The organism is Cryobacterium ruanii, from assembly GCF_004404055.1.
Taxonomy (GTDB): domain Bacteria; phylum Actinomycetota; class Actinomycetes; order Actinomycetales; family Microbacteriaceae; genus Cryobacterium; species Cryobacterium ruanii.
Map to the genome: position 1 here is coordinate 1 of NZ_SOHK01000006.1, position 17,516 is coordinate 17,516.

Consider the following 17,516-nt stretch of genomic DNA (forward strand, 5'->3'; position numbering starts at 1 on the left):
TTCACCCGCTACGCGCTCGTCGATCTCGAAGGAGTGGCCAAAACCCTGAACGAACGCCCTCGCAAAACACTCGGATTCAAGACACCAGCTGAAGCGATGAACGAGCTATTATTGAGCGTCATCACCGGTGTTGCGACGACCGGTTGAATCTGCCCAATATGCGTCGGCCCAGATCACCGCGTTCGCGATCAAGAATGGCTTCACCCGGTCGATGGGCTACACCGGGGTCTGCTGGGACTGTGAGACGATCAACCCATCAGGCCAGGTCGCGGCTTGACCCGTGTTGGGATTGACAGCCGGCCTCATCGCCGGCGTGTCCTTGCGTTGATCTGTCGGCCGCGACCGGGTCTGGTGCCTGAAGTTTCACCTGGCCAAGCCATGTCCCAATAGGGGCCTTTCCGTGGGCGTTCGCTGCCTGCGTGGATCGTCACAGTCCTGACTGACTTCCTCTCGTGGAATTGCTCGTCAACACCCCACGAAAGGCAGCCATGAGCTCATCTGTTCTGAAGCACCCGCGAAAGTCGCGACCAGCGCTCCACGGCGAAGGGGTGATCCTTGGCGTAGACACACACAAGGATGTCCACGTCGCGGCGATCCTGACGATCACGGGAGTTCTTCTAGCGACTCACAGCTTCCCGACGACACGCGATGGCTATGCAGCGACTTTGGAGTGGGTCCACCGGTTCGGGGACGTGAACGCGGCCGGTATCGAATGCACCGGGTCGTACGGTTCCGCGCTGATGAAGTACCTCCAAACCCAGAACGTTAAAGTGTTCGAGGTGAATCAGCCAGACCGAGCCCTGCGGCGCAAAGCCGGGAAAACAGATGCCGTTGACGCTGAAGCCGCGGCTCGGGCAGTCATCGCCGGTCGGTCCTTGGCGACGCCGAAAACAGGTATCGGTGCCGCCGAAGACCTACGCCAAATGCGGTTGGTGAAATCGTCAGCAGTGAAGGCACGAACGACCGCGATCAACCAGCTCAAAGGCCTCGTAGTCGGCGCAGAGCCAGCACTGCGCGATCAGCTCCGTGGACTCAGCACCAAAGCCCTCAGCCGAGCCTGCGCACTGCTGCTGCCCAGCACCGTCGAACGCATGCTGATGAGTGAACTCGCCACCCGCATCTACCACCTCACCGAGCAACTACGCCGCCTGGAAACGGCCATGACACGCACGGTGACGGCCTGCGCGCCCGAGCTCCTGGACCGCCCCGGCGTCGGCTACGACAGCGCCGCGGCGCTACTCATCGCCGTCGGCGACAATCCCGAAAGAATGAAGAACGAAGCCGCCTTCGCAGCGCTCTGCGGCGTCAGCCCGGTCGAGTTCTCGTCAGGAAAAACGACGAAGCGGCGCCTCAATCGCGGTGGGAACCGCCAAGCCAACGCAGCCTTATATCGAATCGTGCTGACGCGACTTCGGTGGGATGAAACCACCCAAAACTACCTACAGAACCGCACCGCGCAAGGGAAAAGCAAGCGAGACGTCATCCGCTGCCTCAAACGATACCTCGCACGCGAAATCTTCACCATCCTCAAAACCATCCCCGACCAGCACAAAAACCCCGCGCAGCACGAATTGACAACATAGGGGCATCAACGCGATGGCCGAAAGCTTCTTCGCGACGCTGAAAACAGAGTTCTACTACCGCCGAGTGTGGCCCACCCGCGACCGCGCCACCCGCGAAGTCGGCGCCTGGATCGAGGACCGCTACAACCGCCGCCGCCGGCACTCCGCGATCGGGCAGATCAGCCCAGTCGACTTCGAACTGCAATACTCGTCAGACACCGCGGAAGTTCAACTCGCCGCTTAACCCGTGTCCACTAACCGGGGGCAAGGCCACTACTGTGTGGTCTGCGGGCCGATTGCCGTCCTGCGAGGTTGAGACGGAGCGACGATGGGACTGTTCGACGGCAGCGGCAAGGTTATCTCGGCGTTCGAGCAATGGCGGGCTCGAGGTGGCGTAGAAATCCAGTGGACGAAGACGCGGGTGGATGGCACCACCACACTGGCATTGATGGCGCCGCAGCCATTTTTCTTCTATATCCGCCCGAAAGACGGGATCGTCGACCTAGTCCTGGGAACGGAATCCGGCCCGTACGCCGGAATGAAAGTATCCTTCGAAGTCGGCGACAACTCCACATCACCCGCCCAGATAATCGGGAACATCCTAGTAAAAATGGGGGAGCTTACTGGCGACATTCGCGACGATGAGGACGACGATGAAAGCCTCGATCTCGGGTGGGTGATGGTGGGTTTTTCGTTGCTGCTGGCGCGTGGTGCCCGTGCATGGAGCGAACACTACCGTTTCGTCGAGCAGTACATGGTCCCGATCTCGTTGAGGATGCGCGGCAAGGCTCCCACCGTTTCATTGCTTGGCGACCTCCTCAAGGAGCCATTGCCGGCTTCGGAACGCAATAGGCTATTGAGCCTGCAGGCGCAGGTCGCGGCGTAGTGCGGTTCGAAGAGAACCACATTGCGGGCGAGGCCGCCTGTCGGGTCTGGGGATTAAACCCAATAGCGGGCGTAAATCGCTATTATCCTCACGTTTCGAAGACGTTTGTCCTTCTGGGGTTAATGGCTAATCGTGGGTATCAGCACGCCGATGACTACGGGTTCAGGGGCAGCAGCCAAAAGTAAAATGCTCTGGCAGGAGGGACGACCACGCGACAGAACTGGGTCGAGCCAATTAGCGGCCGAGAGCGCGTCCTCTGTGGCACCTAGGATCCCCATCCGTACCGTGCGCGCCGTCACCCCGTGTACCACTGAGTGGTTCACTAAAGCCGCGCAAGCAACTCCACCTTCTTCTGCGCGAACTCTGCTTCCGTCAACACACCGGCCGCTTGCAGTTCCGACAACTTCTGAATTTGAGCCAGCACGTCTGTCTGGGCGGGCTCGGCGGTCACCGGCGGGGTTTTCGCGGCAGCGATGGTCGTCTCGAATACCTACTGAATCGCCGCGATGGTCTCCTTCTTGTACTTGACCAAGAACTCGATGGTGTTGACCATCGTCAGCACCTCAACATGACCACCCGTCATGGCATTGCCTCGGCTGTTCACGCTCTGAACCTGGGCGAGGTCTACGGAGATCGTCTTGTGGTCCAGCAGCACCTTATACGTGAAGATAATCCGCCTGGACGTCAAGGCAATTGCACCCGGGAGCTTCTCGGTCTTTCGGGTAGCTGTCGTCGTGACCGTCACGTTCGTCGGTGCGATGTAGATCACTGTCTCGTCGGGGGTTAGCCTCTCTTCAAGCGTATTGATGATGCCGCCCCTCCCGAAGGTGCTGACGTCGAACTGCTTCAGCGCTGCATCGGTGTCTTGCCGCATCTTGTCTCCCGTCGTGATTCTGATCCAAAACTAGGGTACTGGTGACGGTCGGTCCACTCGACGCGGCTCGCCCCGACATTCGCGGGCGCGTGCTCGCCGGAGTTGCAAGTATCCGCGGCCTGGATCCGTCAAGCCACGCGACCGACTCAGTCTTATGAGCTCTTCGGAGTTAGGTGTCTTGTTGGGTTTAGCGCGACGTTGGCCGAATGAGGGACAGGTTCTTCCAAGAATGGGAGTTCTCACACTTTCCAGCCGAAAAACTTACACATGCACCGCGCTACCTTCGCGAACCCCGATCGGCCACGTTTTGCCGCCTCGATACACGCCCATCGATATCTGCTGAGGTTCGCCTTGCGTCTCCAGGAGGGTCGCCGCAAGACAGTCGAAGTCACGGAAAAGGCTGTTGTCTCTCACCGCTCCAGAATTCAGGCCCGTAGGCGGGTCCTCCAGCGCGACAGATCTAGGGCTGGTCCACGCAACTGCCCAACACGCTGAGGCCGTGCCAGAGGGGAACCTTCCGTGACACAAAGACGGGCGCTTCTCCATCTCGCACGACGACCCCGTCCTCGTCGAACTGCAAGACTCAACGCATGATCAAACTTGGGTGGGTGCCAGCGGAAACGACCTTCGTCAACGGACGATGGCAGCCCAACTACGGGGGCGGCCCCGGCTTCACTTCGACAATGTGGTTGGAGCACTCGCGGGGACATACCGATCACCAGTGGCGGTCGTACTCGTTCGACGGAGACGAGGAGGTGGCACGCTTGCTGTTCACCCCAACGTACTCAAGTCACAGTGATCGACGGGCGCCCCAAGCCCTCTTGCTCGACACGATCGAGGTCCGCACGGACCTGCAGCGCAGCGGAGCTCACATCGGCCAAATTGTTGTTGAAGGCCTCGTGGACGACTACCCCAATTGGGAGATCTATGCCGGTCCTACTGCGTCTTCGGCGCGGTTCTGGGACGAAAAGTTGCGCTGGCCCAGATGCGAATGCAATAACTGCGATGGCCGCGACTTCGTTGTCTGGCGACCTTAGCGGTTGTGCGCGCGAGTGGTGGCTATGCTGCCCTTGGACATCACAGCGTCAGACGCGCGGGCTCTCTACAAGCCGCGACGGCCGATCGTACCGATCCACAGCAGATGGCACTTTCTCGCCGCGACTTGCTTCGGTCCAGCCAGCGGTTTTGGCGTTAGCGGCAGAGACCAGAGACCAGAGACCAGAGACCAGAGACCAGAGACCAGTAGAGACTAGAGACTAGAGCGCCTTATTGACCGCGGAAGTTAGTTTGGACCAGGCATTTCGTTCGTCGGTAGTCAAGGCGCTGTAACCGTTCGTACCGATCCAGGTCATGAAGGCCTTCGCGAGTTTCCACTTCGAGACCGGCTTGCCATGCTCGGCACTCAGGATTTGCATGATTGGCCGCGATGGTTGCGCCGAGATGGTCGCGGAGCTGTCCCAGCCCAGGCTCTTGGCGATTGTCGCGAGCGTGGTCCGGAACATATCCTCGATCTCAGCCCCGCTGACGGGAGTGGCAAGGAAATCAGCCACTCGCAGGACCGCTTTTTTCGGCAACAGGGCGACAAGAGCGTCTTGCTGTGCAGCAAGATCTCCGGCGCCATCCGAGTCGAGGAGGGCGGCCACTTCGAGGCTTTGACCCGCATAGATCGTGCAGAAGTACGCGACTTTGCTTGCGGTTCCAGCCGGAATAATGGCTGGGGAATTCTTGAGCGTCGCGGCACCCTCCGCGGTAGACGCCTCGTTCACCGAGTTCAGATAAAACATATCGGTGACGCCTTCGCAGACGAGATTCTTCTTCTGGGAAAACATGCTTTGCGCGAGTTCGTACCCTAGAGCCGCTTGGAGCGGGAACACGGAACGCGGATCGTCAACCTGGAGCCGCGAATGGATCTTTGTTCCGGCGGCCCGGTCTTTCATCTCTGCGATACGAACTAGGTCAAGCTCGTCCGAGCCGACCATGAACGGGGAGTGAGTGGAATAGATGATCTGGTTGTCTTCTCCCAGCAGTGAGATGGTCTTGCGAAACTCCTGTTGTTTCAATGCGTGCAAGCTCAGGCCAGGCTCATCGAGCAAGAGGATTGCCCCCTCAAGGTCGTCTTGTGCCTGGGAACGGAATACAACGAAGAAGGAAACGAGCCAGCGAAATCCTTCGCTTCGCTGGTCAAGCTCCACTTCAACGCCGAGATCATCGACAACCATGACCTTGAGGTATTGACCGTCTGCGACGATCCGCAGTTGCAGCGTCTCGTCGCCCCACACACGTCTGAGATCTTTAGTTAGCGTCACGCTCGCAGCGTTCAGCTGATATTGACGGCTGTCGAGCTTTCGCTGATATGCGACGACCGCGATATCGTGCTCTTTGCGCACGTCGCCATCGGTCTCGTAGTAGTTGGGCTTGGTCGGCGGCCCGCTCGCCATGCTAGAGAGCTCCCGAGCAGTGAACCCCAATAATTTGAGGAGGCAAAGATTCCCGAAATCGTACTCATTGTCGACATCGCCGCGTTCTTGACGTGCGGCGAGAGACTCTAGGTCGATCCGGGGACGAACTGTGAAATAGGTCGAATAATAAACGAGCAACGGGATGCGAGTCCGCAAGATCGCCACGGCCTCCGAAACTGCACTGCCCTTACTTGCCAGCTCCTCGATCTTCGCCCAACGGGTTGTCTCTTTGCCGTCTTCCTCGTCAATCAGCGGCAGTGCTGTGGTGAGAGCCGACTTGATCGTCGCTGCAACATCACCAGCAAGCGGTTCGCTTCCGTTGTTGGTTCCGATCTCATCGAGCAAAGTCAGCAGAGATGCCGGCGAGTCGTGTGCAGCCAGGTAGCTCCGGAGTCTGATGAGATCTTGTGTAACGTCTCCGAAAGTTGGCGAACTCGGGAACCCGTAAACGCTATACCGAAGATCGTTGTCCAGGTACTTATGCCAAGTGATGGTGGCCGTCTCATCCAGCTGCACCTTGGATGCAACAGCCGCTCGGTCTGCGTCACTCAGGGCGAACGTGGCCTCAGCAACCTTGATCTCGGACGGGGTCTTAGTGCCCCGCTGGATCTCGTTCAGGCGTGAACGCGGGTAATCGAAAAGGAAGTCCAAGGGAGGAGTGTCGGCTGTTGCGTTGATGGACTGTAGTGCTTTCAACACCGCGGTCTTACCCGCTTCGTTTACGCCCACAAGGATCGTCTTTCGCGGCTCAACTTCGAAGTATTCCGAGTCGATGACGGACCGGTAGTTCGTGACTCGTGCGCGCGTGATCAGCATTAATCTCCCTCATTGACTCCGCCGAGGCTACCTTAGGTTCGCTCCGCTGCAGTGGATTGGATTTCAGCGCGCGTAACGATCCAATAGTGGCATCACTAACGAAGTCCTGCCATTCCGGTAGCACTTCCGTCGATGTGCAGCGGAAGAAGGGTGCCCGTTAGCGGGACGCTGAGCGGGCACGTCCGCACGAATACTGGGATCTACGGGTCACGAGCCCGAGAGCGTCGCGTTTACCCTGCCCTTTGATCAGTCGCGCTCAGGTTCGTCAACTGCGACAGCGACGCAGGGCCTTTGCGCCCTTCGCAAGAGCCAAGGCTTGGCGATATCAACTAGATTCAGCGCGAGAGTAGAACGATGCCTCGGCATCACGGCGACGAGTGACGTCGTCGACGAGTTTTTTTCGGATTCGTCTTCTGCGTCCGTCAACGAATGCGAGAAAATCCGAGAGCTGCAGCGAAAGCTCGTCGAGGTCGTTCTCCTCTAGGTACTTTGCCCTTCTCGACGTTGAGTCAAAGTGCTTCTCGATCCAATCCGCGGGAAGCATAGCGAGTTTCTCAGTATTGCGCGTACCTTCAAGGAGCTGCAGGTTGGGGAGCAGGTTGAACGACTCCAAATAGGTGGGAATGTCGGCGTCGGCGATCCCCGCCTTGCTCAAAGCCTTGGCGCTGAAAAGCGACTTGGGAAAAATGTGATCCTCGTGGAAAATCTTGGATAGGTCCAGCCCCGGATACAGAGTGGCGAGGAGTGCGAACGTTCTCGGGCCGTTGTAGTCGGACGAGAGGAGTTCATCGATCTCCTCCTCACTGAACGTGAGCGCCTTGCCGAGAACTGCCATCTCCGTCTCCAGCGCGGCGGTCGGGAAGCCCAATGTAATGACTGACTGATCGATGGCTGTGCGCAGTCGTGTCAGCAGGGTATCCACGGCCGAACCCCAGACACCCTTCTTGAGAAGAGATCGCGTAACCCATCGAATGAGCACATCGCGATCCGCCGCTGTGTGCGAGGACTCAAGATAGGAACCAACGGCGCCGCGCTTGTGGAGGTAATACGCAACGACGATTGCCGAGTTGTTGGCAGTGAGGGTTCTGGCGGAGTAACCGGATTGCTTGAGCAGCGTTGCCGTGAGGATCAACGCCTCACGGATGGCCGACCAGCTGGCCTCGATCTTGGCGATGTTGTCGCGGGTGATGCTGGAAACCTGGAATCGTACGTCACCGCCGACGATCACGAGGGCGGTCTTGAGCACGAAGTCTTTCGTGAAGTTGAAGCCCAGGTCGTTGAGCTCGGTGACTAGCGAGCGGACCTCCTCGCGCGCACCGGGTTCCGTCGACCACTGATTCGTGGCCATGGAGAGCAGGAGGTCTGACTTCGTGAGCTTCTGGCCGCCGCTGTTGACGCGGATGAATATTTCTAGAACCTTATTGGGGTCCTGGTCCTCGACGAGAAAGTAGTTGATCGCGGGGGTTTTGTGGATGGCGGTATAGAGAGCGACGAGGCGACGCACACCCTCCCGCACATTGGTGATCTGGCGTGACGCAATCTCGTCCATGTAGGAGACCGGGTCATCCTCGAGCTTGAGCACGTCGCCGACTAAGAACCAGCGATCGGGGGTGCCATCGACAGGTTTGGCTTCCTCCCGAGTGAGGAAGCGGAGATCGTATAACAGCCCGAGTTCTTCTTCGCCCGTCGAGTCGACGAGGTTGAGATAGAGGCGCTTTGCCGGGTACGCATGCGTGGACCCCACCCGACCGTAGAGTTTGCGCACGGCGTGGCTTCCATACAGGCCGATGTTCAACGACGTGAGGCGTTGTTGGCCATCAAGAATCGCCGTCGTTCCGCCGCCGGCCGGCACTTTCTTGCGTACGGCATACGGGTGGTCTTTCTCGTGGAAGTCGGTGAGGAAGCTGTAAAAGACGTAGCTATCGGTAGTCTCCGGTTCGACTTTCCAGAACAGGAATGACCCAACGGGGTAGCCGCGCAGCAGGCTATCGAACAGCTGAATGATTTCGTCGGTGCCCCACACGAACTCGCGCTGGATGGCAGGCATGAGGTACCTCTGCTCTGCGATCTGCCTCAATACCTCTTCAACAGTCTTCGGCGTCTGAAATGCCATGATTCTCTCTCCCAGTGGGTCGGGCCGCCAGGGGCCTTAAGAACAGCGTAATGATGAGACTCGCTTAGAGCTTCAACGGGCGTCGCTCGGTAGCCCAGAATCGCGAGACGGTGTGCAATTACTACAACCGCTACTACGAAGCCCATCGCGCTGAGGTGAACCCCCAGGTCGCTGCGAGGCGAGACGCTGATCCCGAGCGCACGAAACAGATATTCCGGCAGTGCCGAGCGCAACGAGGCGGGTCGGGCCGAGCTGCAGTCCAATCGGCGCAGCGACCCGGAGATCTATGAGTCTGAGCTGGAGGCCAACGCCGCAGCGCGACGTCTCAAACGCAGCCTTCGCAGGTTCCGGCTCGCGGAGCAAACTTGTCTGACGGTATTTCTGACACTGTGTTTCGTGTATCGATTGAAGCAGTCGATTGAGAAAGAATTCACCCACCAATCATCTCGGTCCGTACTGACGTCACAAATTCTTCCAGCCCGCTTTCAGGATGAAAATAGACATGTGAAGCGGCTGCCCCGATTTGCGCGCGATTGAGTTGTTCCACAAATTTCTGCTCCAAAAGCACAGATCCCGACTTCGGCGCAATCGCTATTGCGTGCTGGCGCCCGATCGGCAAGAGATGTGTGGCTGCTTCGGTGAATGGAAGATTCCCGGCGCCACCATCTGACGTGAAGGACAGCACAGCCTGGTCACTCATCAGAAGTTCCCCCTCCGAAACAGTGAGGACTTCGAGCTCAGTTGTTTGAATTAATTTCGAACCGCGCCGAAACAGATCTTCGATGCATTCCTGAAACCATTCCGCCGACGATTCGACCACATGTCTGCGAAGAAGCGATTCCTGGGAGCCCAAATCTGAACCGGTGACGCTGTCCGTAGAGACATCAGCTATCGGGCGTGATAAGGACCTTATGAGGCTTGCATCGAACGCCAGCTTCGTGGCGTCACGTCGGAAGAAATGCAGCGCAATCGCCTGCTTCAGCACGTCCTCATCCCGGGCAGTCATGCTGCCGTCGGTAGCGGCAGTGAGCGCTGTGGGAAGCTGCGCTTCAACAGATTCCCAAAGTCGCTCCGCCTGATTCGGGAGATGAGCAACGAAGTCTTGCCGCCACGCAATAGATGACACATTTTTCGTGAGGGGGTGCTTGCCGTATCTCAGGTCGAACGATAGAAGGTCTCCATTTGGTCGCGCGAAGCGGCGCAGTAGGACCTTTGAGATCAAGTGCTGTTTTCGCACTATTTCCGGTCCAGATCCGTTCATCGTTAGTGCCCTTCACCCTCGGAACAAGTCAAGCACTTTTAACGCCCGCGACTAGTCGAGTCGCTGGTCCATCTCGAGCGCCCACCAAATACGCGCCTCACGTTGAGCGCGATTAAATCGGCTCAAGTCTGTCTTTAGGGAGCGCATCGAAGTGTTCCGCACGGATCGTCACACTGCCGGGATTGTTTACGTGGCGAAAGTTGGCGCGATAGTGTCACAAACGAGGTCGGGCTGGCTTCGGCGATCACGAAGAGTGAGCGAAACGAGCAACACCACCGTACACAGCTGGAGCGAGAAAACCTGATCTGACTAGGATATTTCGAAGGATAACCGCCAGAAAGTGGCCAGAGGTGCCGGTGGAGCAGTTCGGTAGCTCGCTGGACTCACATCTCAGACGTTGCGGGCTCATTGACTAGGGCACGTTTGAGATAGCTGTCGAGGCCGACGGCAATTCGCCGGTCACGTAAGGTATTGCCGTGACCACAAACGCACCATAAAGCCCAAAATCTGACCAGATTCAGGCCGTATCTCGCCGTACAGCGCGTACACTAAAGTCCATGAGAACCGCGGAATTCCGCGGAAGTCTGCCCCATATGCAGGTGCGCACCACTACCCCGACGCCTATCATTTGTTCTTGGTTCGAGTCCAGGTACCCCAGCTGTAGCAGGTGCAGGCGTCCGCGGCAGAATCACTTATCGCCCACCGCTCTTTTCGGGCCTAAAACAAGGCCTGCGACCGGAAACTGCTTAATAACCCCGTGCGGGGTGGGTCGGGCCCTTTGCTTCCCGGTCCGGTACGGAGTTACTACGGCACAGGCGGGCTGCTCACGACTTCGGTCGCGCACCTGTTGGGTATGGGCTCGACGACGCAAGTTACTCCCACCTTTCTCACCCAGCGTGAGCTCGGTGAGTTGCTCCGACTGCCCGAGCGCACGCTAGAGGACTGGCGCCTGACGCAGACGGGGCCGCCGTACCTGAAGCTTGGCTGGCACGTGTACTCGCTGCGGCACCGTGAGCCAGTGCGGTACGGCGAGGATCGGTGCAAACAGAGCGAGAATCGCGAGCGTCCGCTGCTGGAGGAGATGAGCCTGGGTCGTACTGAGGGTTAGGCGCGGCTGAAGCGCACCCGCCAGAACTCCGGGCCTCGTTCGATGTAGCTCACGTCGAAAGTGTCGGGCTGACTCTGCTGAAGTTCCGCCAGCATGTGTTGGGGGTCGTGCGGTTCGATCACGTCCAGGGTGAACCCCGGCAGAACGGCGTCGAGCGCCCCGAAGACGGCCGCATGCCGGATAGCGTGCGGAATGCTGCGGGCGTCGAGCACGATGGTTTCCGTCCCCGCGGTCGTCCCGTCAACGGTCCCATCTGCCGTCGGCTGGCAGAGTGCAATCAGCTCAGGACGCCGCGCCGGAGCGATGAGCTTGGCTACGGTGAGCAGGATAACCGTGTCCTCGACAGCCTCCAGCGAGTTGCGGCCCGGTGGCATCGTGATCAGGTCCCCGCGCCACCCTGACCACGATGCGCCACCCGAGGTGAGAACGACCCGTCCCTCGAGGACCTGCACGGTCGCTTCAGCCAGGTTGTCGTGTTCTCCTAGGCGTTGTCCGGCACGAAGAGCGATCAGCGTTTGCCGGAGGACGTGCACGTGGCCGCCATACACGGTCTCCGCGCTGCGACCACTGGATGCGTCCCGTGCGTGATTGAGATGGTGGCGCACGAGTGCGGTGAGCGACTTCTTCTGCATGTCGTTCTCAACTTTCATTTCCCTCATGCTCCGCTACCACTGCGCGCGTGTCAACGGTGCTGTGATTGCCGCGCGTGGCTGGTCAGTGCGCCCGTTCTCCGTTCGGAGCCGGCCACGCTGCCAGCGCGTGGAGTCCGCTGATTTTCGAGCATCTCACAATGCTGGATCTCCGTTTTCCGCGCGGTCTGGGTGCATACTGCCGCAGTTGAGTTGAAGGTCAATTAGATGACGAAGGGTGGTCCGTTGGCTTGACCGGAGGGGCAGGCTCTCGTCAGAGAACGAGACTTCGCCGCAAAATGAAACGGCGTGGGCCTATTTGGTTTCTTCAGGAACAGCGGCTCCGCGCGCGCTCCGGGTGCGCAGCCACGGGATGAGCCCACCGACGAGGAGCATTTCGATCTGCCGGGTCGAGAGTTCGTGTTGCACGGAGTAGACCTCATCCCGGGTTGTGTTGCGCACGAGGATCTCAGTTCCGTGCGAGAGAGCCTCCCGGATCCCGTCGAGCACGAGCACGTCACCCTGCGCGATGCGATCGTGATCGGCCGCATCCGCGAACTGGAGCGCCAGCGCGCCAAAGTTGGCCAGGTTCTGCCAGTGGATGCGTGCGAACGAGACCGCCAGCACCACCCGCAGTCCAAGGAAGCGCGGGGTGATCGCTGCGTGCTCTCTGGAGGAGCCTTGCCCATAATTAGCCCCGGCGACGATCATGTGGCCGGTCGTATCTCGGGTTAGCGCGGCGCGAGTCGGGTAGGTCGGGTCGACTTGGTCGAAGGTGAATTCGGCGAGCTTGGGGACGTTGCTGCGGAAAGGGAGCACGCGCGCACCCGCCGGCAGGATCTCATCCGTCGAAATGTCATCGCCCACGACCAGGGCGACGGGTGCCTCGATGTGTTCGGAGAGCGGTCCGAAGACCGGCAGCGAGGAGATGTTTTCGCCCTTGACCAGATGCACCCCAATGGATTCCTCCGGCGGTAAGGGCTTCTCGAGCATCGTCAGATTCACGCTCGACACCGCCGGAAGTCTGATCTGGGGATATTCCAAGCCGAAGAGCGCGGGCAGGTCCCGCGGATCGGTGATCTGTCCCGTCAGCGCGGCGGCGGCCCCCGTCTCCGGCGAACACAGGTAAACCGAGTCTTCTTGGGTGCCCGAGCGACCGGGAAAGTTGCGCGGCATCGTGCGCAGGCTGATGCTTCCATTCGCGGGGGCTTGGCCCATGCCGATGCAGCCCATGCAGCCGGACTGATGCAGCCGGGCGCCCGCCCCGATCAGATCCAGGGTGGCCCCCATGATGGTCAGGTCCTGCAGAATCTGCCGGGAACTGGGATTGACGTCGAGTGACAGGCCGGGGAATGACTGCCGCCCCTTCGTGATCGCGGCAACGATCGCGAAATCACGCAGGCCCGGATTCGCGGAGGACCCGATCACGACCTGTTCCACCGGGCGTCCAGCCACTTCACGTACCGGCACGACATTGCCGGGCGAGCTGGGAAGCGCGATTAACGGCACGATCGAAGCCAGGTCAATCTCCTCGGTCATGTCGTAGGTCGCATCGTCGTCCGCGAGCAGTTCGGTGAAATCCCGCTCGCGCTGTTCGGCGCGCAGGAAGGTTCGCACTTGATCATCGGCTGGGAAAACGGTGGTGGTCGCGCCCAGTTCGGCGCCCATATTGGCGATCACGTGCCGATCCATTGCGGTCAAGGCGGCGAGACCGGGGCCGTAGTACTCGACGATCCGATTGACACCGCCCTTGACGCCGTGCCGGCGCAGCATTTCGAGGATGACGTCTTTGGCGCTGGTCCACGGCGGCAGTTGTCCGGTGAGCTTCACGCCCCAGATTTCGGGCATCCTGATGTACAAGGGCTCGCCGGCTATGGCCAGGGCAACCTCGGTGCCGCCGACGCCGATGGCCAGCATCCCCAACGAGCCGGCGGCCGGGGTGTGGCTGTCGGAGCCAACCATCGTCTTGCCGGGGATGCCGAACCGCTGCATGTGCGTGGGGTGCGACACTCCGTTGCCGGCCTTCGAAAACCACAGGCCGAACCGCTGGCAGGCGGAACGGAGAAAGTCATGGTCCTCCGCGTTCTTGCTGTCGGCCTGCAACAGGTTGTGGTCGACGTACTGCACGGAAATCTCCGTGCGCGCGCGATCCAGTCCCAACGCTTCCAACTCCAGCATGACCAGGGTCCCGGTCGCGTCTTGGGTGAGGGTCTGGTCGATGTGTAGGCCGATTTCGGTCCCCGGCACCATCTCCCCGGAGACCAGGTGCGATGCGATGAGTTTCTGTGCGACGTTGTATGCCACGGGGAGCTTCCTTACTCGATAGCGGTGTCCGCCGACATTCGTCGATAAGGGATTGGCCTCCGGGGCATTCCGCTGATCCCCAAGGTAGGCCAGTCGTGGCGCTGAGGCTAGCCTTCCCAGGGAGAATGGACGTCCTCTGTACTGGAAAGACGGACCGGGAAGACGGGGCTCTGGAACAGACGAGCTACCGCAAGGAGAACTCCGATTTTTCTCGCGGTAGCTCGTGAATGTCTCACAACCTCTCTGCCTCGGAACGCATGGATTCTCAGAAGCCACACAATCGAGACAGGGCATACAGGGCTGAGCGGTTTTGCTTTGACCAGGTCGGCTCCCGTTTTGAGGCGCCCTGTCCGTTCGTTCAAGATTTCTCTTGCTCGGGTTGGTCTACTTTTCGGGGAGTTGGGGCGAGTATTGACCTCTGTATAGGCTCGTACCAAAAATGACTGCGCCGCATCGCGCGCTGACCAGCAGGGCAGCTGGCCTCCATTGGCGCTGAGGAGTTGGCAGGCACGCTTCATTGCCCAGCGCCAACTGAACACGGAACTGCTCCGGCTCTGCTGGTATCGCGAAGCGTCCGGATGAGCCCAGTCTTTCTTTGACTCTGGAACATGCGCTCCGGTTCCTCGTCCATCTCGGCGAATATCTGGAAGCGGCGTCCGAGAGCGTGTTTCTGCAAGCGGGCCACGTTGACGGCGGTTCTTGACACATTTCCATGGGCATGCCAAAATCACCTTAGATCGAATGATCGATCAATAAATGAATAAATATGCGTCCTGCAAGATACTGTTTCAAAGGAGAAACTCATGCACAGCATCAAATTGCAACCGACACGTACGGTGGCTTGCGCAGCCGCGTTGTCGCTCGCTTTGCTGTTTACCGGCTGCAGTACGACTCTTGCCCCGACCGTCGCATCCGTGGGCGGTGGCGAGAATGGCAAGACGATTGGGATCGCAGTCGCGGACCAAAAATCATTGTTCTACGTTGCAGCTGTGGACGGCATGGAGCAGGCTGCCGACGAGGCCGGTTATAAGCTCGTCACCCTATCCGCCAACAACAACTCCGGTCAGCAGGTCAACCAAGTTCAGGATTTGATCACTCAGCAGGTCGACGTCATCATTTTCATCGCCCAAGATGCCACGTCAGCAGCCGCCGGCGTCAAGCTGGCCAACGATGCTGGCATTCCGATCATTGCCGTCGACCAAAAGCCCGAGTCCGGCAACGGCAAACTTGCAACTTACATCGCGACGGACAGTGTCGCCGCGGCCGAGAAGCTATGCACTTGGATGTTCGATCAGTTCGGCGGCGCCGGCGATATAGCGATCCTCCAAGGCCCGCTCGGCTCTACCGCGGAGTTGCAGCGCAGCGAAGGCTGCGCAAACGCACTGGCGAACTATCCCGACGTTAAGGTCGTTGCTCAGGAATCAGCTGGTTGGGACGAGACCAAGGCATTCACCGCTGCGCAGAATATCCTGACCGCGAATCCAAACTTGAAGGCAATTTTCGGCGAAAGCGACGCCATGGCTCTGGGCGCAGCGAAGGCTGCACAGCAGGAAGGCCGCACCGGCCTGGTCTTTGTGGGTATCGACGGATTCCCGACGATGTTCACGGCGGTCGCTGACGGACTCACCCAGGCCACGATGGCGCAGCAGCCGTACCTCATGGGTCAAATGTCCGTGCAGGATGCGGTGAAGATCGCCGAGGGAAACGGCGAGGACATTCCCGAACTCCAGTACCAGGACACGGTGCTCGTCACCGGTGAGAACGTCGCTGACAACGATCCCGCGAAGTTCTACGGCCCGGACTTCAAGTAGTCGAACAGACCGTCGGTGGGAGACGTGGTTACCACGTCATGCCGTCTTCCACCGGTTCTATTCCGATCGCGATGAATGGATGACCGTGGTACAGACACTTGCACAAGCAACTCACAACGGCCAGGAGAACAGAGACTCTGCGGGTCTAATTTGCACCGGGCTTTCCAAAAGCTACTGGGGAGTCCCTGTGCTCAAGGGCGTTGACATTACGCTCCGGCCCGGTACCGTCATCGGACTCATCGGCGAGAATGGGGCGGGAAAGTCTACAACGTCGTCGATTATCGCAGGTGTAGTTGAAGCCGACGGCGGCTCGATGACCATTGACGGCGTCCCCTACGAACCATCTCGGCCTTCAGACGCACTGAAAAATGGTGTCGCGCTTATCCATCAAGAGATTCGGATGGTTCCGGAGCTGTCGGTAGCGGAAAACATCTTTATCGGGCGGCTGCCTCGTCGTCGAGGAGTGATCGATCGGAATCGCATCAATGACGAGGCGAGAAAATACCTCGAGCTCGTCGGTTCACAGACTGACCCGCGCCGCCCCGTTGCGGGACTTTCCATTGCAGCGCAGCAGGAAATCGAGATCGCACGTGCCCTCTCCCGCGAACCGAAGTACATCATTTTCGATGAGCCCTCGGCCTCACTCGGACAGTCCGAAACTCAACACGTTTTCGCCCAAATCGCAGCGTTGAGGCAACGTGGTGTGGGCATCGTGTACATCTCCCATCGCCTCGAGGAGATCAAAGAAGTCGCGGACACGATCGTGTGCCTCAGGGACGGCGCGTTGGTGGGAAATTGGTTGGCAAGTGAGATAACCAAAGACGAGATGGTCAAGGCAATGGTTGGCCGCGACTTCGTCTTCTCCCATCGGGCGCCAAAGCCCGCCACCGACGAGATCGCACTTTCTGTCACAGGATTGAGCAAGGCCGGAGTGTTCGCGGGCATCGACTTCGATGTTCGTCGCGGTGAAATATTCGGCTTCGCTGGTCTCGTAGGAGCTGGCCGAACCGAGGTCATGCGCACCATCGCCGGGGCAGACCAAGCCGATGCCGGAGAGATCCGGGTGCACGGCGAAGTCGTTCACATCAGAAACCCACGGTCGGGCATCGACGCTGGGATCGCGATGGTTCCGGAGGACCGGAAGGGCCAAGGACTCAACCTCGACCGTACCGGTGCAGAAAACATATCCCTTCCGTGGGAGAAGGCGCTGAGCTCAGCCGGAATTATCACGAAGAAGAAGGTGACGGCTACCGCGAACAAACAGCGAGACTTCCTTGACATCCGCGGACGACTCGACATTCCCGTGGGCTCTCTCTCCGGCGGAAATCAGCAGAAGGTGCTGCTGGCGAAGTGGTTGGTGAACGAGCCCAAGGTGCTCATCCTCGACGAGCCCACGAGAGGGGTCGACGTCGGAGCGAAGATGACGATCTACGAGACCATCAGAGCTCTAGCCGAGTCCGGCGTCGGCGTCGTCGTCGTCTCATCAGAACTGGAAGAAGTGCTGGGCCTGTCGCACCGCGTGCTCGTGATGTCCGGTGGCCTCCAACGTGCGATTCTCAACCGCGCGGACGCGACACCCGAAGTAGTCATGGCACTTGCGCTGAGCAACGTCCCAAAAGAATCCCCACTCGAGTCGCCGATCGACGGCGAAGAAGAGTTCCGTACGCCGATCAGCACGCAGGAGAACTGAATC

The 17,516-nt window shown here is 59.4% G+C and carries 12 protein-coding genes and 1 pseudogene; 6 read left to right on the forward strand and 7 right to left on the reverse strand.

Features of this window, described 5'->3' with window-relative positions; all coding sequences use genetic code 11:
* The 4 genes and pseudogenes from E3T47_RS16230 to E3T47_RS03305 all read left to right on the forward strand — a co-directional run.
* Positions 1-147 (forward strand): annotated as a pseudogene (locus E3T47_RS16230) (IS30 family transposase); the annotation flags it as partial.
* Between the two features lie 305 nt (positions 148-452).
* Positions 453-1,583, forward strand: coding sequence for an IS110 family RNA-guided transposase (locus E3T47_RS03295; RefSeq protein ID WP_198416571.1), 1,131 nt, complete (start codon positions 453-455; stop codon positions 1,581-1,583).
* Between the two features lie 13 nt (positions 1,584-1,596).
* Positions 1,597-1,806: an integrase core domain-containing protein gene (locus E3T47_RS03300; protein ID WP_134554292.1), complete on the forward strand. Its 210-nt coding sequence runs from the start codon at positions 1,597-1,599 to the stop codon at positions 1,804-1,806.
* Between the two features lie 84 nt (positions 1,807-1,890).
* Positions 1,891-2,448 carry a hypothetical protein gene (locus tag E3T47_RS03305; protein WP_134554293.1) on the forward strand — a complete coding sequence of 186 codons (558 nt, stop codon included), beginning with the start codon at positions 1,891-1,893 and terminating at the stop codon, positions 2,446-2,448.
* 322 nt (positions 2,449-2,770) lie between these two features.
* Here the strand turns inward: E3T47_RS03305 and E3T47_RS03310 are convergent, their stop codons facing one another.
* From E3T47_RS03310 to E3T47_RS03345, 7 genes are all read right to left on the reverse strand, one after another.
* A complete protein-coding gene (locus E3T47_RS03310; protein ID WP_198416572.1) occupies positions 2,771-2,899 on the reverse strand; it encodes an SHOCT domain-containing protein in 129 nt (42 codons plus the stop codon).
* Between the two features lie 39 nt (positions 2,900-2,938).
* Positions 2,939-3,322 carry a PH domain-containing protein gene (locus tag E3T47_RS03315; protein WP_134554297.1) on the reverse strand — a complete coding sequence of 128 codons (384 nt, stop codon included), beginning with the start codon at positions 3,320-3,322 and terminating at the stop codon, positions 2,939-2,941.
* A gap of 1,256 nt (positions 3,323-4,578) precedes the next feature.
* Positions 4,579-6,597, reverse strand: a complete 2,019-nt coding sequence (locus tag E3T47_RS03320; RefSeq protein WP_134554298.1) for an AAA family ATPase — start codon at positions 6,595-6,597, stop codon at positions 4,579-4,581.
* A 325-nt stretch (positions 6,598-6,922) separates the two neighbouring features.
* Entirely contained in the window at positions 6,923-8,710 is a 1,788-nt protein-coding gene (locus E3T47_RS03325) for a DUF262 domain-containing protein (protein ID WP_134554300.1), read from the reverse strand.
* A gap of 430 nt (positions 8,711-9,140) precedes the next feature.
* A complete protein-coding gene (locus tag E3T47_RS03330; protein WP_134554302.1) occupies positions 9,141-9,971 on the reverse strand; it encodes a DUF4238 domain-containing protein in 831 nt (276 codons plus the stop codon).
* Positions 9,972-11,075: 1,104 nt separating this feature from the next.
* Positions 11,076-11,729 (reverse strand): DUF2249 domain-containing protein, encoded by a 654-nt coding sequence (locus E3T47_RS16665; RefSeq protein WP_134554304.1) that lies wholly within the window; start codon positions 11,727-11,729, stop codon positions 11,076-11,078.
* Positions 11,730-12,023: 294 nt separating this feature from the next.
* The gene (locus E3T47_RS03345) at positions 12,024-14,012 is read right to left on the reverse strand and encodes an aconitate hydratase (RefSeq protein ID WP_134554306.1); all 1,989 of its coding nucleotides are present in this window, start codon (positions 14,010-14,012) and stop codon (positions 12,024-12,026) included.
* 914 nt (positions 14,013-14,926) lie between these two features.
* Here E3T47_RS03345 and E3T47_RS03350 point away from each other — a divergent pair.
* Both E3T47_RS03350 and E3T47_RS03355 read left to right on the forward strand, forming a co-directional pair.
* Positions 14,927-15,823 carry a substrate-binding domain-containing protein gene (locus tag E3T47_RS03350; RefSeq protein WP_166805593.1) on the forward strand — a complete coding sequence of 299 codons (897 nt, stop codon included), beginning with the start codon at positions 14,927-14,929 and terminating at the stop codon, positions 15,821-15,823.
* Positions 15,768-17,513 carry a sugar ABC transporter ATP-binding protein gene (locus tag E3T47_RS03355; protein WP_241981897.1) on the forward strand — a complete coding sequence of 582 codons (1,746 nt, stop codon included), beginning with the start codon at positions 15,768-15,770 and terminating at the stop codon, positions 17,511-17,513. The genes E3T47_RS03350 and E3T47_RS03355 overlap by 56 nt, the downstream gene beginning before the upstream one ends.
* Positions 17,514-17,516: the final 3 nt, after the last annotated feature.